General features: G+C 41.6%; 12 protein-coding genes. 10 read left to right on the top strand and 2 right to left on the bottom strand.

Going from position 1 to position 21,701, the window contains the following annotated elements:
- Window positions 1–379 precede the first annotated feature (379 nt).
- Both BUA16_RS12020 and dinB read right to left on the bottom strand, forming a co-directional pair.
- Entirely contained in the window at window positions 380–3,346 is a 2,967-nt protein-coding gene (locus BUA16_RS12020) for a DNA polymerase III subunit alpha (protein WP_072764997.1), read from the bottom strand.
- On the bottom strand, window positions 3,346–4,560 hold the full coding sequence (gene dinB, locus BUA16_RS12015) for a DNA polymerase IV (protein ID WP_072764996.1): 1,215 nt from the start codon (window positions 4,558–4,560) through the stop codon (window positions 3,346–3,348). Before dinB ends, BUA16_RS12020 begins: the two co-directional genes overlap by 1 nt.
- 119 nt (window positions 4,561–4,679) lie before the next feature.
- Here dinB and BUA16_RS12010 point away from each other — a divergent pair, with 119 nt between their 5' ends.
- The 10 genes from BUA16_RS12010 (at window position 4,680) to BUA16_RS11955 (ending at window position 21,691) form a co-directional block, all read left to right on the top strand.
- Window positions 4,680–5,423, top strand: a complete 744-nt coding sequence (locus BUA16_RS12010) for an SOS response-associated peptidase (RefSeq protein ID WP_072764995.1) — start codon at window positions 4,680–4,682, stop codon at window positions 5,421–5,423.
- A 635-nt stretch (window positions 5,424–6,058) separates the two neighbouring features.
- Window positions 6,059–7,381 carry a hypothetical protein gene (locus BUA16_RS11995; protein WP_072764992.1) on the top strand — a complete coding sequence of 441 codons (1,323 nt, stop codon included), beginning with the start codon at window positions 6,059–6,061 and terminating at the stop codon, window positions 7,379–7,381.
- A 2-nt stretch (window positions 7,382–7,383) separates the two neighbouring features.
- Window positions 7,384–7,872 carry a hypothetical protein gene (locus BUA16_RS11990; protein WP_072764991.1) on the top strand — a complete coding sequence of 163 codons (489 nt, stop codon included), beginning with the start codon at window positions 7,384–7,386 and terminating at the stop codon, window positions 7,870–7,872.
- Between the two features lie 827 nt (window positions 7,873–8,699).
- Window positions 8,700–11,402 (top strand): helix-turn-helix and ligand-binding sensor domain-containing protein, encoded by a 2,703-nt coding sequence (locus tag BUA16_RS11985; protein ID WP_143150500.1) that lies wholly within the window; start codon window positions 8,700–8,702, stop codon window positions 11,400–11,402.
- 240 nt (window positions 11,403–11,642) lie between these two features.
- Window positions 11,643–14,681: a SusC/RagA family TonB-linked outer membrane protein gene (locus BUA16_RS11980; RefSeq protein WP_072764989.1), complete on the top strand. Its 3,039-nt coding sequence runs from the start codon at window positions 11,643–11,645 to the stop codon at window positions 14,679–14,681.
- Between the two features lie 100 nt (window positions 14,682–14,781).
- A complete protein-coding gene (locus BUA16_RS11975) occupies window positions 14,782–16,332 on the top strand; it encodes a RagB/SusD family nutrient uptake outer membrane protein (protein ID WP_072764988.1) in 1,551 nt (516 codons plus the stop codon).
- Between the two features lie 17 nt (window positions 16,333–16,349).
- Complete coding sequence (locus tag BUA16_RS11970; protein ID WP_072764987.1) at window positions 16,350–18,104, top strand: LamG-like jellyroll fold domain-containing protein; 1,755 nt, start codon at window positions 16,350–16,352, stop codon at window positions 18,102–18,104.
- 10 nt (window positions 18,105–18,114) lie between these two features.
- A complete protein-coding gene (locus BUA16_RS11965) occupies window positions 18,115–19,491 on the top strand; it encodes a glucoamylase family protein (protein WP_072764986.1) in 1,377 nt (458 codons plus the stop codon).
- Window positions 19,492–19,524: 33 nt separating this feature from the next.
- Window positions 19,525–20,913: a glucoamylase family protein gene (locus tag BUA16_RS11960; protein WP_072764985.1), complete on the top strand. Its 1,389-nt coding sequence runs from the start codon at window positions 19,525–19,527 to the stop codon at window positions 20,911–20,913.
- A complete protein-coding gene (locus BUA16_RS11955) occupies window positions 20,903–21,691 on the top strand; it encodes a carboxylesterase family protein (protein WP_072764984.1) in 789 nt (262 codons plus the stop codon). Before BUA16_RS11960 ends, BUA16_RS11955 begins: the two co-directional genes overlap by 11 nt.
- Window positions 21,692–21,701: the final 10 nt, after the last annotated feature.

Below are 21,701 nucleotides of genomic sequence, written 5' to 3'. Positions count from 1 at the left end.
ACAGCTGGCCCCTTACTCCAAATGCTGCTGTGCGGTCCTCTATTTTCTTTTCTCTTTGAACTTCCCTATCATATGACTAAAAATGTATTTGTTCAATATTAACCAAAAGTCATATTGACCGGTAGTCCCGCAACATGCGGGGGAGGTACTGATTACTGTTCACCGTTCACCGATTATTTTTTCCACATTGTTTATTGCTAATTGTTAACTGAAATCCTCGCGTTAGGGATTGCAGCGGCATCCTTTTTTAGAGGCCCACGGGACCTTTAAAAAAGATACAGCGGAAAGCCTGACCGACGAAGGAGGGAACGCCCAAATGATTATACTCATAGGAATATGAATTGGAGTGAGCCTTTTTCTATGGGTGTACCGTAACATATTATACGGCTTGCTGATACCTGGGATCGTTTTGTAGGGGTAGCTTTTTGGTCCAAGAAACGGTAAGGCTGTAGAAACCGAATTCCTCGGTTACGGTGCCGTAACAGGCATAGACGCCTTTGCCTTGAATGGGCGATTTTGCCATGGACAGCGGAAAATGTACGCAGTCGAAGAAATTGCCTTCCCGATCTAACATCGTGGTAAACCGCATTCTGTCGCCTTTGGAGGTGGTATTGTACCGAGTGTGTACCATAGCGCCGTAGAGTAATACCTCTTTGTTTTTGTGTTTGTACAGCTCGTTGGCCATGATGCCCCCTTGGAGGTCTTGGGCAACCATATCAAAATAGGTGCAAAGGGGAAAGCCCAAGAGTTCTATTTGGTCGTAGGCCTCTTCTATGGAATTGGACGCTAGTGTAGGGATCGTAAATGACCGGTGTTTGGCAACGAATAAACTGGCCTGGGGCGATTTCTCCTTATTGGCCTTGGTCTTAAATATGGCATGCCAAAGCAGTTCTTTTTTTGGGATACCGGTAAAACGAAAGGCATTTATCCGAACTAATATGCTCAATTGCTCCAAACTAATGGGGACTCGGTCTATAAAATCGTCAAAGGAGCGGTAGGGTCCCTGCAATTGGCGTTCGCTTAACAGGCGTTGGATTACTAACTTCTCCAAGCTTTTTAAATAGCCGAACCCCAAATAAATATCCTTCCCATAAATAACATTGGGGTGGTCGCTTAGGTTGATACAAGGGGCATGGATAGTAGCGCCCCATTTTTTGGCTTCTTGGATATAGAGTTCCGCATCATAGAATCCGCCACCATTATTGAGGACGGCGACCATAAATTCTAGCGGGAAATAACATTTTAAATACAGGCTCTGATAGCTTTCTACGGCGTAGGAGGCCGAATGTCCTTTGGCAAAGGCATAACCGGCAAAACTTTTTATCTGTTCCCAAACCTCGTTAATAAGAGTCTCCGGGTAGCCTTTAGCCTTGCAATTGGCTCTAAATTTCTCTTCTACGGCGGAAAATTCTTCCCGAGACCTGAATTTTCCGCTCATCCCTCTCCTTAGTACATCGGCCTCGCCCAAATCTAAGCCGGCGAAGTGGTGGGCAACTTTTAGCACGTCTTCTTGGTATACCATTATACCATAGGTTTCGGGCATTATCTTCCACAGTATCGGATTGGCCTGTTTTCTGCGTTCGGGCATGCGTTGGCGGAGGATAAATTCGTTTTTCATCCCAGAGCTCGATACTCCCGGGCGAATGATAGAACTGGCCGCTACCAAGCCTAAATAATCCTGTGTCTGTAGTTTTTTTAACAGGCCCCGCATGGCGGGCGACTCTACATAATAGGCCCCTACGGCCTGGCCTTGTTGCAAGAGGGCATTTATTTTTTTGTCGGCTTTAAAATAGGCCACATTTTTAATATCCATCAGTGGGGCATTGGGCTGGTTCTGCCGAATAATGGCTATGGCATCCTTGATTTTGGCAAGGCCGCGTTGCCCTAAAATATCGAACTTAAAAATTCCCACATCTTCCGCGATGATCATATCGAACTGTACCGTAGGAAAGCCTTTTGGCGGCAGGGTAGTGGCCGAATAATAGTGTATGGGCTTGTCCAGAATAAGGATCCCGGCAGCGTGAACGCTGATATAGTTGGGAAATCCCTGGATCCAGCTGGCGTATTTTAAAACTAGATGCGATAGCTGGTCCAAAGTATCCGGACTGTAGTGGCCAGAGCAGAGTTTGTCTATTTCCTCTTTGGGCAGGCCAAAGACTTTTCCGAGTTCGCGTACCGCTGCCCGGTATTTAAAAGTATTGTAGGTAGCCAACAGCGCTACATTGGGAAATCGGCTAAAGATATAGGCGGTAACATCGTCTCTTTCTTTCCAAGAAAAATCGATATCAAAATCGGGGGGCGAGGTCCGATAAGGGTTTATAAACCGCTCAAAATACAGGTCGAGTTCTATAGGGTCTACATCCGTAATCCCAATAATATAGGCCACAATACTGTTGGCGCCACTGCCCCGGCCCACATGGGGGTAGCCCTTGCTGGCGGCATAGCTGACAATATCGTGGTTGATGAGGAAATAGGACACAAATTCGAGTTCGTAGATAATCTTGAGTTCCCGTAGCATGCGTTCCTTTACCTGAGCAGTAGGATCGGGGTAGCGTTTGGGGAGTCCGGCTTCACAAAGCTCCTTTAGCCGCTGATAATCTTCTTCCTTACTATGGTAGTAATACTGTTGGTTTTGAGAACGGCGATCGTTGCCAAAAGAAAACTCAATGTGGCATTGTGCCATTAGTTTTTTGGTGTTTTCTATCAGGTGTGGAAACTCCTTATACCGTTCCAATAACTGCTCGTAGGGGAGCATCATATCGGTCTCTGTCCCTTGTTCGTCTTGGGGGAGCTTGCTCAATAACGTATTTAGGCCAATAGCCCGCAAAAGCCTATGGGTATTAAAATCTCTTTTGTGCCTAAAACTTACCGTTTGCTGAATGACCAGTTTATCCTTTAGACCGCAGTATTTTGAAAAAGGGAGTTTTCTAAGCTCTGCTACGGAGACCCCTATATACTCATGTTCCCTAAAAGAGGTTTTCTCTAGGCGCAATACCTTTTCGAAGGGATAAACAACAAAGGCGTTTTTAAACATAGGGGCTTCTGGCGGAATATCGATGCCTTGACTCAAATGACGGGAAAGGAAGGCGTTGAGTTCCTGAAAACCGCTGTTGTTTTTGGCCAGGCCAACGTATTGCTGTGCGGTCCCTTGTCTAAAATCGATCCCTACAATGGGCTTTATATTAAAATCCTTGGCACAGCGTATAAAATTCAGGCAGGCCGAGGTATTGTTAATATCGGTCAGGGCCAAAGTGGTCACATGGTTTTCCCGGGCAAGCTCTAAGAGGGTTATTTCCGAGAAGCTGCCATAGTTTAAGGAATAATATGAGTGGCAATTAATGTACATTATTGTTTTCTATGCGCTAATACAACAGGGGGCTCGCCAGCAAAGGGGTTGTGAAACCTGCCTATGGTTTTGGCTCCTAGAGAGGCTGCCCTCATAATACTGCTTTCCCCGTACCGGTTTCGTATATGGTCCATCGCCTTGTACAGGTCGAGCATTTCTTCGGTATCGTCAAAAAGGTTTATTTGGTAGTTACCGCTGACCAGATGGCTGAATTTTACGCCCACCAAACGGATGAGCAGCCTTCTGTTGTAAAGGTTGTTAAATAGCTCTAGGACGGTAGGCACCAAAACGTGGTCGGCGCTGGTAAAAGCTATTTGCTTTTGCTTGGTATAGGTGTTAAAGTCCGAATAGCGAATCTTTACCGCAACAGTACAGCTTAGCTTATTGCCCCTTCTTAGCTGGTAGGCTAAATTTTCGGTCATGGCTACTATGGTGGTCCTTAGCTTGTCCATATCTATAGTATCGCGGTCATAGGTGCGTTCCGTAGAAATAGATTTCCGTTCGTGGAAAGGGATGAGTGGCGGATTATCGATGCCATTGGCCCTTTTCCAAATAGTTTTTCCGTTGGCACCAAAGGCGCTTGTCATAAGTTCTAAGGGCATTTCCTGAACCGTTTTTATCCGTTCGACCCCCATATTGATCAGGGTTTGGTAGGTTTTTTTGCCTACTGCCGGAAGCTTGCGCACCGATAGGGGCGCTAGGAACTGCTTTTCGAAACCGTAATCTATTTGCAATTGGTTGTTGGGCTTGGCCTCTCCGGTGGCTACCTTAGAAACTATTTTGTTTTGCGATAACCCAAAGGATATGGGGAGTCCGGTTTCTTTTAAAATCTGCTGCCTCATTTCCGAAGCGTATTGGTAACAGCCAAAAAATTTGTCCATGCCACTCAGGTCCACATAAAATTCGTCTATACTGGCCTTCTCAAACACAGGGGCTCTTTCCTTTATTATTTCGGTCACCACATGGGAGTATTTGGTATAGGTAGACGAATTGCCCCTAATAACCACGGCTTCCGGACATAGTTGGCGGGCAAGTTTCATGGGCATACCGGAATTGATCCCAAATTTTCGGGTCTCATAGCTGCAAGCGGCTACCACCCCTCTATCGCTTAAACCGCCTACCAATAGGGGTCTTTTTAGCAAACGGCTATCGATTAGCCTTTCGCAGGAGACAAAAAAGGTATCCAAATCTAGATGTAGAATAGACTGTTTCATTGTTAAAATGGATATACTCCAATTATATGGAATATATCCAAAGGTAAAAAAAATAGAAAATCATTGTTTAACTTTAACACAGTATTTTTAAATGGGAAAGTTTAAAAAAGGGAATACCAATGTGCTATAGTACGCGTGTCACAAGAAAGGCCAAGGAGCTGGAGCTCTTTTATAAGGTAAGTAAATTGGTAGGGGCCAGGGCTCCCGAAGGGGAATTGGTATATCCGCATGCCAATGGTTGGAACCATCCTTTGCTATGGATTATCCCTCAAGAGGCAAAGGAGAATCTCACCCCTTCTATGTGGGGAATTATGCCACCGCAGCAACTGGGAGCGGACTATCGGGAGTACTATAAGGGGGCTGCCCGTTTTGGCGCCGGACTCAATGCCCGTTCCGAAAAGCTTTTCGATCATTTTATCTATAAAAACAGTGTGTATACCAAACGTTGTATACTTCCTGTAGACGGATTTTTTGAGCCCCATACGGCGCCCAAAAAATTTAAGGTGCCTTTTTATTTTGAAAGAAAGGACCGAGAAATATTAAGTCTGGCCGGACTCTATACGGTGACCAAAGACGGTTACAATACTTTTACGGTACTAACCAAGGCGGCTACACCATTATTTGCTAAGATCCACAACGAAAAATTCCGCCGTCCCGTAATCTTAAACGATGCCGATATAGCTGCCTGGTTAGACGACAGCTTGGGGGAGGCCGATATAAAAAACCTGATCGCCACCGATATGTCCGACGAGGCCTTCCGTGCCTATCCCGTGAGCAAGGATCTTTACAGCCGAAAACAAGAGGCTAATAGGAAGGATGTCATTGACCAAGTAGACTATCCTCAAATTGAGATTTCTTATTAAGGGGATACCGGATACCTTTTAGGGTTGCTCATTTGTAGTTTTTGAGTCTAATCTTATTAAAATCGGCATACTATCCTAAATCTAAATAGAAACTAACCAATAAGTCTGTTTTCCTACGTTTATCATTTAATTATAGGTTTTTAAACCAAGACAGAAGTCTGGTGATGACTTTTAAGGGATTAAAAATAAGCTTAATAAGTCTGTTGTTTTTTTATTGGAATTATAACGGTTATACATTGAGGGAATATCTTATTCTGCAATTATATAGATTTAACCTCCATGGTTTCTGGGAGCCAAAAAACAAAACAAGATTAAAAATAGGAAAAATGATAGACCAAAAAACTGCTTCGAGTTTTAAAGAGAAAATAGATGAAGAATTTGCTAAAATTCATAAAGAAATAAAAAAACCAAAAATAATATGTTAATTCTCTTACTTGTAGGTGTTTATATAGCGTATATGCTACTAACAACATTAATTTTAAGCCCTTTAGTAAAAAGAAAAGCTCATAATCAAATAGGGGGAAAGTTTAAAATAAAAGAAGATCCTTTGATTTATATTTTACCCATCATCCTAATACTAACTTATATCTACCTTGACATAACAAATTCTATTTAATCATTTTAAATCCAAAATTATGACAAATACAATTAATTGTACAAATTGTGGTGCAGATATAGATTATAATACGGAAAGTTGTTATTGTGGATTTTCAATGTCTAATTCAGATAAAGAAGAAGCTCTCAGCCAAATTAGACAAATTGAATCAGTCCAATTATTAGACGAAAGTATTGGAAACACTGCTATCGATTACTACCAAGCATTAGATAATTTTGAGCTTTCCTCGAGTTATTTCAGATCAAAAACAGCTAAAAAAGATTTCACTTTAAAAGTTGACTTTATTAATGAAAATCTAAAACCAGCTATAAATTTATGGCGTACAACTTTAACCGAAGCTGAATTACAAATCGCTAAAGAAAAACTAGAAGTCTACAAATCTATGTATGAAATTTCGGATTTCATTATTAATGAGTTTTTTGGAAGATTTAAATTGAAGGACTATAGGGCAGAATATTTTAATGAAGTAAGGAATTACAGTCAGTACGAAATAGCCGAAACTATGGTTTCTGCAGATTTGGATTTCTCAGATATTGAAACCACCAATTTGGGAGCTATAGGGGCTAATGTATTAAGTTCGGGGTTTAATGCTCTTCAAAACGGTTCGTTTAACGAATTGGCGCAAAAATCAGAATGGACAAAATCCGACCAAAAAAGAGTTGCAACTGAAGTAGGTGTTTCAATAGCTATTGGGGTTTTAGATGGGGTGGGTAAACTTTTAACTCAAAATAGTGAGGTTATAAAACAAATTAGAGCTGTAAATTTAGAACTCAATAACGAGATGGAAAAGGTTGGCTCCACTATAAATGAAATGTTAATAGAGGAAAGAGGTTTAAGAAAACACAAAAGATTATATGATTGGTGCGAAATAATTTTAAACCGGACTTTCACCGAACAGCTTCTACCAATTGTAAATGAATTAAATAGTAACCCTATATATCAAGAATATAGGTATAAGCGAAAACCTTTTGATTTAGAACAAGATAAAATTCAAATTAGTCATGCCGTATTAAATGAAGAGGTTGATTTGTCTTTTTGGGGCATTTTGTTTAGAAGTAAAAGATCTAACTTTTCAAAAGCTTGGTCTCGAAGAATTAAGAAAACTAATCTTGCCTCAAAATTCGATCAATTAAATAAAGATTTAAATGAATCTACACCTAGAACATTAAATGAATTACTGGATTATCAAACGATAAGAAACGAAAATTTTGAAAAATTTGAAAGCACACACCGGAAGGAAATAAGAGCTCAAGATGTTTATAATAAAAACCGCAGTGTAGTTGAAGGTTACGCTAAAGTATTTAAAAACATTCAAGAAAAATTAAATATTAATAAAATATAATTATGGAAAAAGAAAATTTACCACAGGAAAATTCAAGCTCCAATCTACCTGCTCAAAACAATAAAATAAAAGATGAACATGAATATAATTTAAAACTTAAAAGACTTGATCTAGAGCAGGAAGCGATCTCAAAAGTCAGTGAGATTCAAGGAAAAACTCTAGACACAATTAATAACTTATCAAATAATAAACTTAAATCAAGGGAACTTGAAGCAAAAGCCAGGCAAAAAGGAATTGATAATGCAAAGATGTTTGATGCCCTAAATAAAACAATAGATAAGAAGTATGGGCAACAAGACAGAGCTATGGATAATGCGGAGAAAACATTGGACATGGCTTTAGATAAATGGGATAAAGATATCATTATGAAGTCTTTAGATGCTTTGGGCAGTGTAGCAAATACTAACCCTTTGGGAAATGTGAAAAAAGATGTTGAACGGCAAATTTCAGAGGAAGACTTTGATGACGACGATTTTATGCTTGAGATTTAAGAACAGGGTTCATCACCCTTCTCATGGCTGGAAGATTTTTTCTTCCGACTCCAAAGGCATTTGTTTAGAAAATACTGAGCTTCCCTTTATTTGTGGGACAGTTTTTATAACTTAAAAGAGATGGCTCATAAAGACGCCATCTCTTTTGTTTTATCACTTTTCGAGAACCAAAAAATACCGGTAAAACCTAAGTGAACATTCAAATTTTTAAGACATATGATATACGCCATCCATTTTTTGGAGGCGGGCGTTATTGGTTGCTTCCAGAACTTTCCCTAAAGGATTACGTACGTTTATAAGAATAAGGGCTACGGTTATACAATCTTAGATTTCTGTGAATGTTAAAGTGTTATTTTTGAATTGATTAAGTTACTGGTGAGTAGCTTGTGTTAAGATTAAAAAGGCAAATTTCGTAAAAACGAATTTTGGTGGGACCAGTCCGGCCGATGTAAATGGGGGAACATCTTACAAAAGCCGGTACCCTACCACCTTGATCTTCTACTACCCTTGAATAAAAATTAATACATTTCTTTCTTAAATTGCCCAAGGTGGCCTTCGATAGCGGATACAAGGATCTTCTTATCTAATGGTGGTTTGGCACCTAAAACAAACCAGTATTCGATTTCTAAGACCAGATCCAGCATTGGTCTCTGTGTTTAACAGCCTATCATGGTATGGAAGTCTTTTAAACTATTTTCTATCGTTTTATCCAGTTTTCGTAACTTCCTAGCCAATAGCCAAAAAACAATGCAGTCGCTTTACGTATGGTAAATATTAAAAACTTTATAATATTTAGTTTATTCCTTTGTGTCTTTCCATTTTTCTTGATGGGACAGGTTCTAATTCCGCCCATTCAGAATTACCGCATCTTCGAATATCAGGCTGCCAGTAATAACTGGGACCTTGCCGTAGCCCCAGAAGGAGAGCTGTATGTAGCCAATGGAAAGGGATTGCTGCATTACAACGGGGAGCAATGGACATTATATCAACTTCCTAATAAGACCATCATCCGTTCTGTAGCTTGGATTGAGGAAAAGATTTATACCGGCTCATACGAAGAGTTCGGGTTTTGGGAAAAAAACGAATTTGGAGGACTGGAGTATACTTCTCTTACCAATCTAATCCAGGACCACGAATTTACCAGTGAGGAATTTTGGCAAATATTGCCTTTTGGCGATGCCATAATGTTCCGTTCTTTTTCGGGGATTTATATGTACCAAGAGAACCAAATTTCCATTGTGGAACCTCGTTTTGTAGTGAACCATATGGTCGTTTGGGAGGATATGATTGTTGTTGCCGGGGGACAAAATGGGTTAAGTTATATAAAGGATAAGGAACTGCTTCCTGTTATTGATTCTGAAATTTTAAATACTAAGATTGTTGTGGATATGGAGCCTACTCCTACTGGTTTGTTAATAGGGACCAAGCTGCATGGAGCATATCTACTAACCGAAGGTAGTTTGGAGCCTTTGGTGGAGGAAATCAACAAGGAGCTGAAACAGCACCAGTTAAATCAGGTGCTGCTCTTGGATAATGGTAAATTGGCCTTTGGAACCATTAAGAACGGTATCTACATTTTTGACCCGGAAGATAATACCTTTCATTACTTAAATAGGGAGGTTGGACTTCAGAATAATACCGTATTGGCCTTGGAACAGTTTGAAAAACAACTTTGGATAGGGTTGGACAATGGAATTGATAGGCTGCAAACAGATAATCCGCTTACCTATTATACCGATTATACCGGAGTGGTGGGTACGGTATATGATATGGCCTTGCACCGCGGAACCCTATATTTGGGCAGCAATACCGGCATTTATTATTTTGAAGGGGAGAAGCTTAGGTTTGTAGAGGGCTCTCAAGGACATATCTGGGATCTAGAGGTGATAGCGGGAGATTTGTTCTGCGGTCACAATACGGGAACTTTCATTCTGGATAAGGGGAATTTAAAGCCGATATCCGAAATTTCCGGTGGCTACCAAATCGCAAAAGCGCCTGGGGCTAATTCACTCTACCTACAGGGAACCTATACCGGCTTGGCAAGGTATCATAAGGACGAACAAGGGCAATGGTCCGTAGCGGCCATTCAAGGAATATCCTTCCCCATAAAATATTTGTCTTTCGAAAATCCCACAACTCTTTGGGTGGCTCATCCTTATAAGGGATTATATCGAATTACCCTTAGCGATGATTACAGGAGTGTGGTGCAGAAGCAGGAATTTGGACCGGAGTCCATCCCGAATATATACAATATAAAACTCTTTAAAATCAAAAATCAAATCGTGCTTTTCAGCGAAGGTGTTTGGTATAAATACGATCCTATAGTAGGTAAGATAATTGTTTTTGAGGAGTTCCAAGATTATAATTATAAGGAGCTGGTACATTTTGATGACGATAACTATTGGTTTATCGACAATGAAGGAGCCAAGGAATTACTCATAACCAATCTTAAGAAAGATTATTTTATATTGGAAGATTCGCAATTGGGCAAGAGATTGGTGCCAGCGTCCCAAAACATCATAAAACTTAATGATAGTATTTATTTTTTCACCCTTAGTGATGGTTTTAGTAAATTGAACCTAGCCCAACTCAGGCGTCATCTTCAAAACGTTGAACTTACAGCACCCAAATTTGTCCGGTTCAAAGATCAGGAAAAGATATATTCTTTAGGAGAAGGGTCCTTTGTGATCCCTTATAAACGTTCCCATAATATTCTGGTTGAAATGGCCGCTTCCAAGCTGATACAGCCTAGATATTATTATGAACTTAATGGTCCTTTGAAACAATCTGGTAACCTAGACAAGGGAGTAGTTTCATTTCAAAACCTCCCTTACGGTAGTTACAAGTTAAAGGCCTTTACTGTGGGAATAGATAACGTACGTTCCCTGCCCCAACAATTGGAGTTCGAGATAAAACCGCCATGGTATTTTTCTACGGTGAGTTTTGTTATTTATGGGTTAATGGGGATATGGGCAGGTTTTATGGTACGAAACTATAACAGACGTAAGTTGGAGCGGAAGCATGGTCTCTTAAAAGAAAAATTGGAACGGGAACAAGAAGAGCAGTTGGCCCAACTAGAGAAAGAAAAGTTAGCGAAGGAAATAAAAATGAAACAGAAGGAATTGACCAGCACCACCATGAGCATGGCCAGAAAGAATGAGCTTATCCTAGAGCTCAAAAACCTTCTTCTGATGAACAAATCTAAATTTGATAATCAACAGCGTTACCGTTCCTTTATGAAAAAATTGAACAGCGCTATTAGCGACGATGAGGATTGGAGACATTTTGAAGTCAATTTTAAAGAACTGCACAACGACTTTTTTGAGACGCTATTGGTGCGCTACCCTGGCCTTACTTCAAAGGATCTAAAATTATGCGCCTATCTTAAAATGAATCTTGTTTCCAAAGAAATAGCTCCCTTGATGGGGATCAGTACAAGAGGAGTTGAGATACATCGTTACCGACTTCGGAAAAAACTGGAACTCGACAGTGAACAGAACATATCTAACTTCCTTATTACGCTTAAGTAAGAAAATTAAAGTGAAACGCTCAAATATTAAGGTTTTAACCCGTTTTTACCTATTACATCATTAGTACATCATAGTGTTAAAAAATCTTTATAAATACTATTCATCACTACTGCAATCACTTGCAGAATGGGGCTTAAGCCCTTATTTTTTTCTGATGTAGTTTTTATGTACCCTACTCAAAGCCTATTGGGTTAACGTTTTGTTAATTTAGTAATCAACTAACTCAATCTTTAGGCAATTATGAAAATAAAAAACGTTTTATTGTTAATTTCGTTCTTGTTGTTTCAATGGTTTACTTTCGGTCAGGATAATTTATCTATAAGCGGTACGGTAACCGATAATGACAATCAGCCCATGCCAGGGGCTTCCGTGATTGTTAAAGGAACAACTACAGGAACACAAACCGATTTTGATGGCAACTTTGTACTTTCCAATGTCCCGAGCAATGGCATCTTGGTCGTAAGTTATCTAGGATTTACCACTTTGGAAATTCCTGTTAATGCAAAGACCTCCTTTAATATTGAACTTCAGGTAGATGCCCAAGCGTTGGATGAGGTGGTGGTGGTAGGTTACGGTACACAAAAGAAAGCCGATTTAACGGGGGCTATTACTACCATTAAATCTGAGGATATTACCAGAACACCTTCCGGTTCGGCCATGCAGTCACTTCAAGGAAAAGTAGCGGGTTTACAAGTGGTCAGTAGTGGGGCTCCCGGTGCTGCACCCACTATTAGAGTTCGTGGTATAGGGTCTTATGTTGGCGGGGCCTCTGATCCTCTTTATGTAGTGGATGGAACCTTCTTTGATGATATCGATTTTTTGAACAGTGAAGATATAGAAACCATTTCGGTTCTTAAAGATGCTTCGGCATCAGCAATTTACGGGGTAAGGGCTGCAAACGGGGTAGTGCTTATTGAAACTAAATCTGGTAAAATAAACCAGAAACCACAAATAACTTATAATGGTTATCAAGGCGTTCAAGTCGCTCAAAATATTGTAACCTTATCAAACTCCGAACAATTTGCCACCTTGGCTAGAGAGTCCGGTTCTGCCGCAGAAGCACAGTTTATAGAAAACGCCATCCAACGCTATGGAAGGAGTAGAATAAATCCTAACGTGCCCAATGTGAATACGGATTGGTACGATTTGGTTTTACGCCATGCCCTTCAACAAAACCACAGTTTGGGTATAACAGGAGGAACAGAAGGCACTACGTACTCCGTGGGACTAAGTTATTTTGAACAAGAAGGAATTCTTAAAATGAAGAATGACTACGACCGATTTAATATCCGAACCAAATTAAATTTTGATATAAGCGATCGGTTAGAAGTAGGTGTTTCTACACTATTGAGCAATGCTAGCAGATACCGTCCAGAAAACACCGCTTTTGCGTTGGCCTATTTTGCGGTGCCTACGATGCCTGTTCTTGACCCATCCAAAACCGAAGCCTTTCCAAGGTCTTATGCCAATGCACAGGATTTGGGCTATAGGGGGACTCAGAACCCTTTTCCGATCATGGAAAATACGGAGAATAGGGACAAAATACGCAATACCTTAATGACCTTTGACTTAAGCTACCAACTAGTTCCTGATAAATTAACTTTTAAAACAGCCTACTCCCACAATTTTGAAACCCTTGAAACTAGGGAAGTAAGACTTCCTTTCTTTTTTGGGAATGGAAATGCTTTCAGGGAAAATGCAGAGTTGGTGAAACGCAATGAAACGTTTTCCGAGCAAACTTGGGATAATACAATAACCTATACCGACAGTTTTGGCAAACATAATTTGACCGTTTTGGGAGGTACCTCTTTTAGAGATAGATCTTTGGAGCAGTTAGAAGCCAAAGGTATAAACTTTCCAAATGGTCCTGGAATTGGTGATGAATCGTATTATTTGGATTTGGCAAAAACCATAGATGTAGATGGTGTCGGGGATAACGGGGTCAAACAGTATTTCTTCTCCTATTTTGGGCGTATCGCTTATAATTTTGATAGTAAGTATTTATTATACGGTACGTTTCGTGCTGATGGTACCAGTAAATATCAGGAAAAATGGGGTTATTTCCCTACCGTGGGTGCTGGTTGGGTCCTTTCTGAAGAATCCTTTATGGAAAACCAAGGAGTTTTCGATTTCTTAAAGCTAAGAGCTAGCTGGGGAGAATTAGGAAATGCCAATGTAAATTCCAGTACAGGAGGAATAACTTCTAACGAGGTCAGTGCAGCATTTGGAGATATACGATATTCAGGCTTGGTGACCAGCAGTGATTTTGAAGCCTTGAAATGGGAGGTAACTGCTGAAACAAACGCTGGTATTTCTGCAAGACTGTTCAACAATCAATTATCAATAGAAACCGATTATTTCAATAGGGAAACAAGAGATGCCGTAATACCGGTTTCGAGGCTCTTGGTACCTGGAGAAACTAGACAGAACGTGGGAAAAATCAGAAACTCGGGTTTTGAGGTGGTATTGAATTGGAACAATCAAGTTTCAGAAAATTTCAACTATAGCATTGGAGGAAACTTTTCAACCTTGAAAAACGAAGTGTTGGATCTTGCCGGACAGGAAAATTTGACCTCAGGCGGAGATACTGCACAGCGGACCGTAATAGGGGGGACCATAAGTCCTTTTTACGGGCTCGAGGTAGCAGGGGTATATCAGACCCCAGAGGAGATTCAGGCAGATCCTGCAGCACAAGCGGCCATTGCAGACGGATTAGTTGTACAGCCCGGTGATTTTAGATTTGTAGACCACAATGGGGATATGGTAATCGATGCCCAAGACAGGGTAGATTTAGGATCCTATTTGCCTACCTATTCCTTTGGGTTTAACCTAGGGCTTAACTATAAGACATGGGATTTTTCCTTAAACGTAATTGGGCAGGGAGGCAATGTCATCGCAAACCAAAAACGTTTTGCAATTCGCCAAACTCCCGATCCTAATATCGATAGGGATTTTGCTATCAACCGTTGGCATGGTGAGGGGACTTCAAGTACCTACCCTTCGGCAAGGGGAATAAGAAACCCTTGGAGCAATCAGTTTCTGAATAGTTTTTTTGTAGAAAAGGGCGATTTTGTGAGGTTGCAAAATGTGACATTGGGCTACACAATGCCGCAGTTAAAAGGAAAATTTAATCCAAATATCAGATTTTACCTGACCGCCGAGAGACCATTGACCTTGTTCGATTACAACGGCTTTACTCCAGAGGTTTCAGATGGTAGAGACAATCAGACGTATCCCATTCCCGGTGTATATACCTTGGGTGTAAACATTAAAATATAAAAAGCCATCTAAGAAATGAGCATGGCCGATACTTGGTTGCAAATACGAATTCAGCCATGCGAATTGCATAAGACCGTTAAAAAACTATAAATATCTACAGATGAAACAATATATAAAAACAAAAAGATTCCCGCTGCTATTAGCCTTGATAGGAGTTATTCTTATTGGCTGTTCGGACCAATTGGACCAACCAGAACTCAATAACAATTTTGCTGGCGGTACAGATTTTTCGAAAACCGATGATATGATTTTTTCACTTATCGGGGTTTATCAAGCAGTTACTGCCAGGGGGTGGGAACAACCATTGGTTGTCTCCACAAGAGGAGATGATGTAAATGCGGCCGGAGACCAACAGGGCCTCAAAAATCAGGATCGCTATATATATGACAATTCATTTTTTGGTTCAAGAACCTTATGGGAAACGTACTATGGCGATATTATTCGGGCCCATACCGGAATGGAACAAATTGAGCGTTATATTGAATTTGCCGATGCCGACGGAATAGCTAAGGGGAACAGATATATTGCTGAGGCAAAAGTGCTTAGAGCAATATTGCTTTTTCAGCTTTCTCAGGTTTACGGCGCAGTATTTATTCCCGAATCCTCGAACTTGGAAGATTTTGCCAATGTCACTTCAGTACCGACCAAGGATGAGGTGATGCAGCATATTTCTAGTCAAATGGATGAGGCCATTCCTCTTTTGTTGGATATGCGACCTAACGAGCGTACCGATCTTCCTGGCGGGGTGACCAAATACACGGCCTTAATGATTAAAGCTGTAGCAAATCAAGAATTAAAGAATTATCAGGCCGTAGCCGATGCTGCCGGCCAGATTATCAGCTCAGGAAAGTTCAGCCTCTTCAACGAATATTACGAACTGTTTAAAACACCCGGAAAATTGAGTGATGAGAGCCTGTTTGAATTTCAATATTCGGATTTTGGAGCCGGGGTAGGTGAGCGAGTGGGCCACCTTTATGCACCCTATGGGCCTAATTCTTGGACACCTGCGGTAGCAGGGGCCTCAAACGGTTGGGGCTTCTTTGAACCAAGTATGAAATATGTTTCGTTTATGTTAGATAGAGGAGAAACCGAGCGCTTGGAAACTTCCGTGTTTTTTAGTCAGAAAGGAATCGATAGCATCATAGCGACTACTGGTTATACCGCGGAAACATTGCCCGATTTTGTTTCTCCAACGACTAGGGACGGCGACACAAATACATCCGATGTGAGATCCATATTTTCTAGTGGAAAACACTATCTGCCAACGAACCAGTTAATTCCTGGACGGACAGAATACGGCAGTAATAAAAATTACATCGTATTCCGGTATGCCGAAACACTTTTGATGTATGCGGAGGCACTACTACAAGGAGCTTCCAATTCTGCCATGACCGCAGATCAAGCTGTTAATTTGGTAAGGGGAAGAGCTGGGATGAGTCCGTTATCAGGGGTCACCTTGGATCAGGTGATAGACGAAAAGTATGCCGAATTAAGTATGGAGTGGGGCAAGCGGTTTTTGGACATGGTCAGATTGGGCAGAAACGAGGAGCTCAGTTATGAAGGAAGAACCTTTAGTGCTAATAAAGCATTTGTAACCTATCATCAGGATCAGATAGATGAATTTCCAATATTAGGGGAAGTCAGTAACTAACTAACAACATAGAAAAAATGAAAAATAGTATACGAATATGTGCCAGTTTGATCGCCTTGTTTCTTTTCTACGGTTGTGACCAAGGGATAGACTCATTAACACAAGTTGATCCAGGAACCGATGCTACCGCACCACAGGTGAAAATCAATTACCCAACAGATGGGGTGAAAATTAAAGTGTTGGAGGGAGTAACTTCTATTACGATCGATTTTGAGGTGACCGACGATATAGAGATCGCCAAGGTAGACGTGACGCTAGATGGAGGCAAGATAGGAACCTATAGTAATTTTAAGGATTACCGTCGATTGTTGGTAAAGGATCTGGTCTATGATACATTGACCGATGGTAGCCATGAACTTTCCGTTACGGCAACAGACATGGAGGGGAAGACTACCGTGGTTTCGGTGAATTTCGAAAAAGAACCGGCCTATACACCGCTGTTTGCGGGAGAGACGTTTTATATGCCATTTGATGGGGATTATTTTGACCTCGTGGGCCTAAAACAAGCTGCTAAGGTGGGAACTCCCGGATTTGCCGGAGAAGGGCTCATCGGAACCAATGCATATAAAGGTGCCGCGGACGCTTATTTAACCTATCCAACCGATGGCCTATTGGGGACCGAGTTCACCGCAGCATTTTGGTATAAGGTAGATGCCAGTCCTGATCGTGCTGGTATTCTAGTAATTGGTGATGATGCCGATGATCGAAATCAAGGGATACGATTATTTAGGGAAGGTAGTTCTACTAATCAGACCATAAAAGCAAATGTGGGTACTGGTACTGGAGAAAGTTGGAACGATGGCGGTGTGCTTGAAGTCACTACTGGCGAATGGGTACATATTGCCCTTTCTATTTCCGCCACACAGAGTACCATCTTTTTTAATGGGGTAGCGGTACGGACGGCTGCTTTAAGCGCGCCGGTAGATTGGACCGGATGCGATGCGTTGACCATAGGTTCTGGAGGGGCGACCTTTAGCTATTGGGACCATAAATCCGATAGCAGCCTCATGGACGACCTGCGTTTGTTCAATACAGCTTTGACCGAGGCCGATATTCAGAATATGATCAATGTTACCAATCCCTATACCGGGGAATTTGATGGAGAAATGTTCTACCTATCTTTTGACGGGGATACTAAAAATAAATTTACGAATGCAGAGGCTACCGTAATAGGGGCTCCTGGTTTTGCTGGAGAAGGTGTCAGAGGTACAGATGCGTATGCAGGGGCAGCAGATTCTTATCTGACCTTCCCTACTAGCGGATTGACCACAACTGAGTTTAGCGCAACTTTCTGGTACAACCTAAATGCCGCTCCAGATAGAGCAGGGATATTGGTTATGGGACCAGCGGATTTGGAAAGGCCAGAATATCCAACCGTACAAAACTTGCGAACTAGTGGGTTCAGATTTTTTAGGGAAGGCAATGCCACCAATCAGACATTTAAATTAAATGTAGGAAATGGTACGGCCGACACTTGGGTAGATGGTGGCCCAGCAGCATCATTGGATCCTACAACATCTGGTTGGGTGCATATGGCCTTTACGATTGGAAACGGTAAGGCTATCGTATATTTTGATGGAGAAATTGTGAAGGAATCTGATGTTTCCGGTGTAGATTGGACAGGTTGCGACCTACTATCTATAGGGTCTGGAGCACCTAGGTTTACCGAATGGGGCCATTCGTCCGATGCTAGCTTTATGGATGAACTACGGCTATATAGAAAAGCCTTATCACAAGAAGAAATACAAAGCATAAGAAATTCCGATTTATAGTATATAACCTATGAGATTATCTATAGTTGTCTTAACAATGGTCCTTGCTCTTATTTTACCAAGTTGCAACGACCAAAAAAAAACGAATGCCAAAACTGAAGCTGAGGTGGCCAATTCCAAAGAGGAAGAAGCCAAGGATGCTGCGCTATTGGATAAGGTTCAAAAGCAGACCTTCAATTATTTTTGGGAAGGCGCAGAGCCTATCTCGGGCTTGGCCAAGGAGCGTATCCATATGGACAATATTTACCCTTCCCATGATAAGGATATCATTACCATTGGAGGTTCCGGATTTGGACTGATGGCTATATTGGTTGGTGTAGAGCGAGGGTTTATTACTCAGGAACAGGCTGTGGAACGATACCTTCGGATATTGGACTTTTTAGAAAAGGCCGATCGTTTTCACGGGGTGTGGCCCCATTGGTTAAAACCCGATGGCACTACCGCACCCTTTAGTAAAAAGGACGATGGGGGCGATTTGGTGGAGTCTGCATTTTTAGTGCAGGGCCTACTTACCGTAAAGGAGTTTTTTGATAAACGGGGTACTACCGAGACAGAGAAATCCATTAGCAATAGAATCCAAAAATTGTGGGAGGAAGTAGAATGGGACTGGTATACAAAAGGAGGTGAAAAGGTGCTGTATTGGCATTGGTCTCCCAACTACGGATGGGATATGAACTTCCCCGTTGGAGGTTATAACGAAGCTTTGGTTATGTATGTTCTGGCGGCAGCCTCTCCTACGCATCCTATAGACAAAGAGGTTTACGATAAGGGATGGGCGCTCAATGGGGAAATTGCCAAGGACACAGTTTATTATGGCCTAGAAACCGAATTGAACCATTATGAGCACGATGGTTCACCCGTTGGTCCCTTGTTTTGGGCTCACTATTCCTACCTGGGATTAAATCCGAAAGGGTTGAAAGATCAATATGGCGATTATTGGAAACTGAACCAGAATCACGCCCTTATCCATTACAAACATGCTGTGGCCAATCCTAATAATTACAAAGGATATGGGGAGAATGTCTGGGGGCATACATCTAGCTATTCCATGAAGGGCTATGCCGGTCATAGGCCAGATCAGGACCTAGGGGTAATATCCCCTACGGCCGCCTTGTCTTCCATGCCTTATACACCAATGGAAAGTATGCGTTTTTTAAGGTATATATATCAGGAACAAGATTCTCTAATAGGGAAATACGGACCCTATGACGCCTTTAGTTTTGAGCATAATTGGAGCCTGCCACGGTACTTGGCCATAGATCAAGGTCCTATTCCCGTAATGATCGAAAATTATAGAACGGGGTTGTTATGGGACCTTTTTATGAGTAATAAGGAGGTTCAAAATGGATTGAAGAAACTAGGTTTTGAAAGTAGCAGTTTAAAATAACATTCTCCTAATCCGAGGACTAAACACTTAAATATGAAAATGAGAACTGTTTTTTTATATGCTTTACTTGCCCTAATTTTTTCCTGCTCCGGGGACGGAGTCCCAGGACCTACCGGCGAATCCCAATTGCCCGATCCGCCCAAGGACGAATCTCCGGAGGTAGAAGCAATTTCGGATGAGGAACTATTGGATTTGACCCAAAGGGAGACCTTTAAATATTTTTGGGAGTATGCCGAAACCAACTCTGGTTGTGCAAGGGAGCGCTATCATCCCAATAATCCCGATCTTGATGGCAACGTAGTGACCACAGGAGGAACTGGTTTTGGACTAATGGCCATCTTGGTTGGTATAGAGCGTAATTATGTTACTAGGGAACAAGCGGTTGCGAGATTGCAAAAAATGTTGATTTTTCTAGAGAACGCCGATCGGTTTCACGGAGCATGGCCACATTGGCTTTATGGAGATACCGGAAAAACAAAGGCCTTTAGCGGAATGGATAACGGAGGAGATTTGGTAGAAACCGCTTTATTGGTCCAAGGATTGATTAGCGTAAAGGAGTATTTTAAAGAAGGCTCCCCTGCGGAAAAGGAATTGGCCGCCAAGGCCGATGCCTTGTGGAAAGGGGTAGAATGGAATTGGTACACCCAAAACCAAAACGTACTGTATTGGCATTGGAGTCCTGACCATAATTTTGCTATCAACCTACAGCTCAAAGGATATAATGAAACCTTAATTACTTATGTATTGGCAGCGGCCTCCCCGGATTATTCCATTTCCAAGGAGGTCTATACCAATGGCTGGGCATCCAATGGGGGTATACAATCTAATAGAACCACCTATAATTACCCACTACTGGTGAAACATCCCGGATCTGAAACCTATGGGGGACCCTTATTTTTTTCACATTACTCCTTTTTAGGATTAACCCCATTTGGGTTAAAGGACGAGTTTGTAGATTATGGGGAGGTAAGTATAAATCATGCTACTATCAATTATCGATATGCTGTGGAGAATCCCAAGAAATTTGTAGGCTACGGGCAGGAAAGTTGGGGCCTAACCGCGAGTTATTCAAGAAATTCTGATGGCAGCCTAGGGTATAATGCCCATTCCCCCGCTAATGATATAGGGGTTATTTCCCCAACGGCAGCCATAAGCTCCATTCCGTATACACCAAAGGAATCGCTTAAAGCCATGCACTACTTTTATCAACATAAGGATAAATTGTTGGGTCCTGCCGGATTTTATGACGCCTTTAGCCCACAGTATGATTTTTGGGTGGCAAAGGGCTATCTAGCCATCGACCAAGGGCCACAAGTGATTATGATCGAAAATTATAGGTCTGGCTTGTTGTGGGAACTTTTTATGCAAAACGATGAGGTAAAAGCAGGTTTAACGAAACTAGGATTTACGTATGGAAATTAAAAAAAAGATATTTCTATTGGCTTTTTGCCTTGGCACGCTTGCCATGTTTGGACAAAACGATTTGTATCACGCCGCAATTTTTAAGAAAGGGGCGGATAGTTTGCAGTATCGTATCCTGTACCCAAAAGATTTCTCTGCCTCCAAACAATATCCCGTGGTACTGTTCCTACATGGAGCAGGGGAAAGAGGGAGTGATAATCAAAAGCAATTGGTCCATGGCAGTAAATTGTTCCTAGAGGAAGAAAATAGGGAGAATTTCCCTGCCATTGTCCTATTTCCACAATGTCCCCAAGAGGATTATTGGTCTAGGGTGGCGGTAGATCGTACAAAAGGGCCTTTGGAAATATCCTTTGAATATAGCAAAGGCCCTACCAAAGCTTTGGAGCTTACCATGGCTCTGATGGATTCGCTAGTACAGGAATCCTATGTAAAGAAGGACCAGTTGTATATTATGGGCCTCTCCATGGGAGGGATGGGCACTTTTGAAATGCTATATAGAAAACCAGGCATGTTTGCAGCGGCAATCCCTATTTGTGGAGGGGGAGACCTACAAGCCTCGGAAATCTATGCCAATAAGGTACCGTTATGGATTTTTCATGGGGCAAAAGACAATGTGGTGAATCCGCATTTGTCCTTGGATATCGCAGCAAAAATTATAGAATTTGGAGGAGCTCCCAACCTTACGATTTTTGGGGATGCCAACCACAATAGTTGGGACCCTGCTTTTGATGAGCCTAATTTATTGCCCTGGTTGTTTTCGGTAAAACGATCTGAATAGAGAACGACCA

Source organism: Arenibacter nanhaiticus, assembly GCF_900141935.1.
GTDB lineage: Bacteria > Bacteroidota > Bacteroidia > Flavobacteriales > Flavobacteriaceae > Arenibacter > Arenibacter nanhaiticus.
The sequence above is the reverse complement of the archived record's forward strand: the minus strand, read 5'-3'. Positions and strand labels throughout refer to the sequence as shown.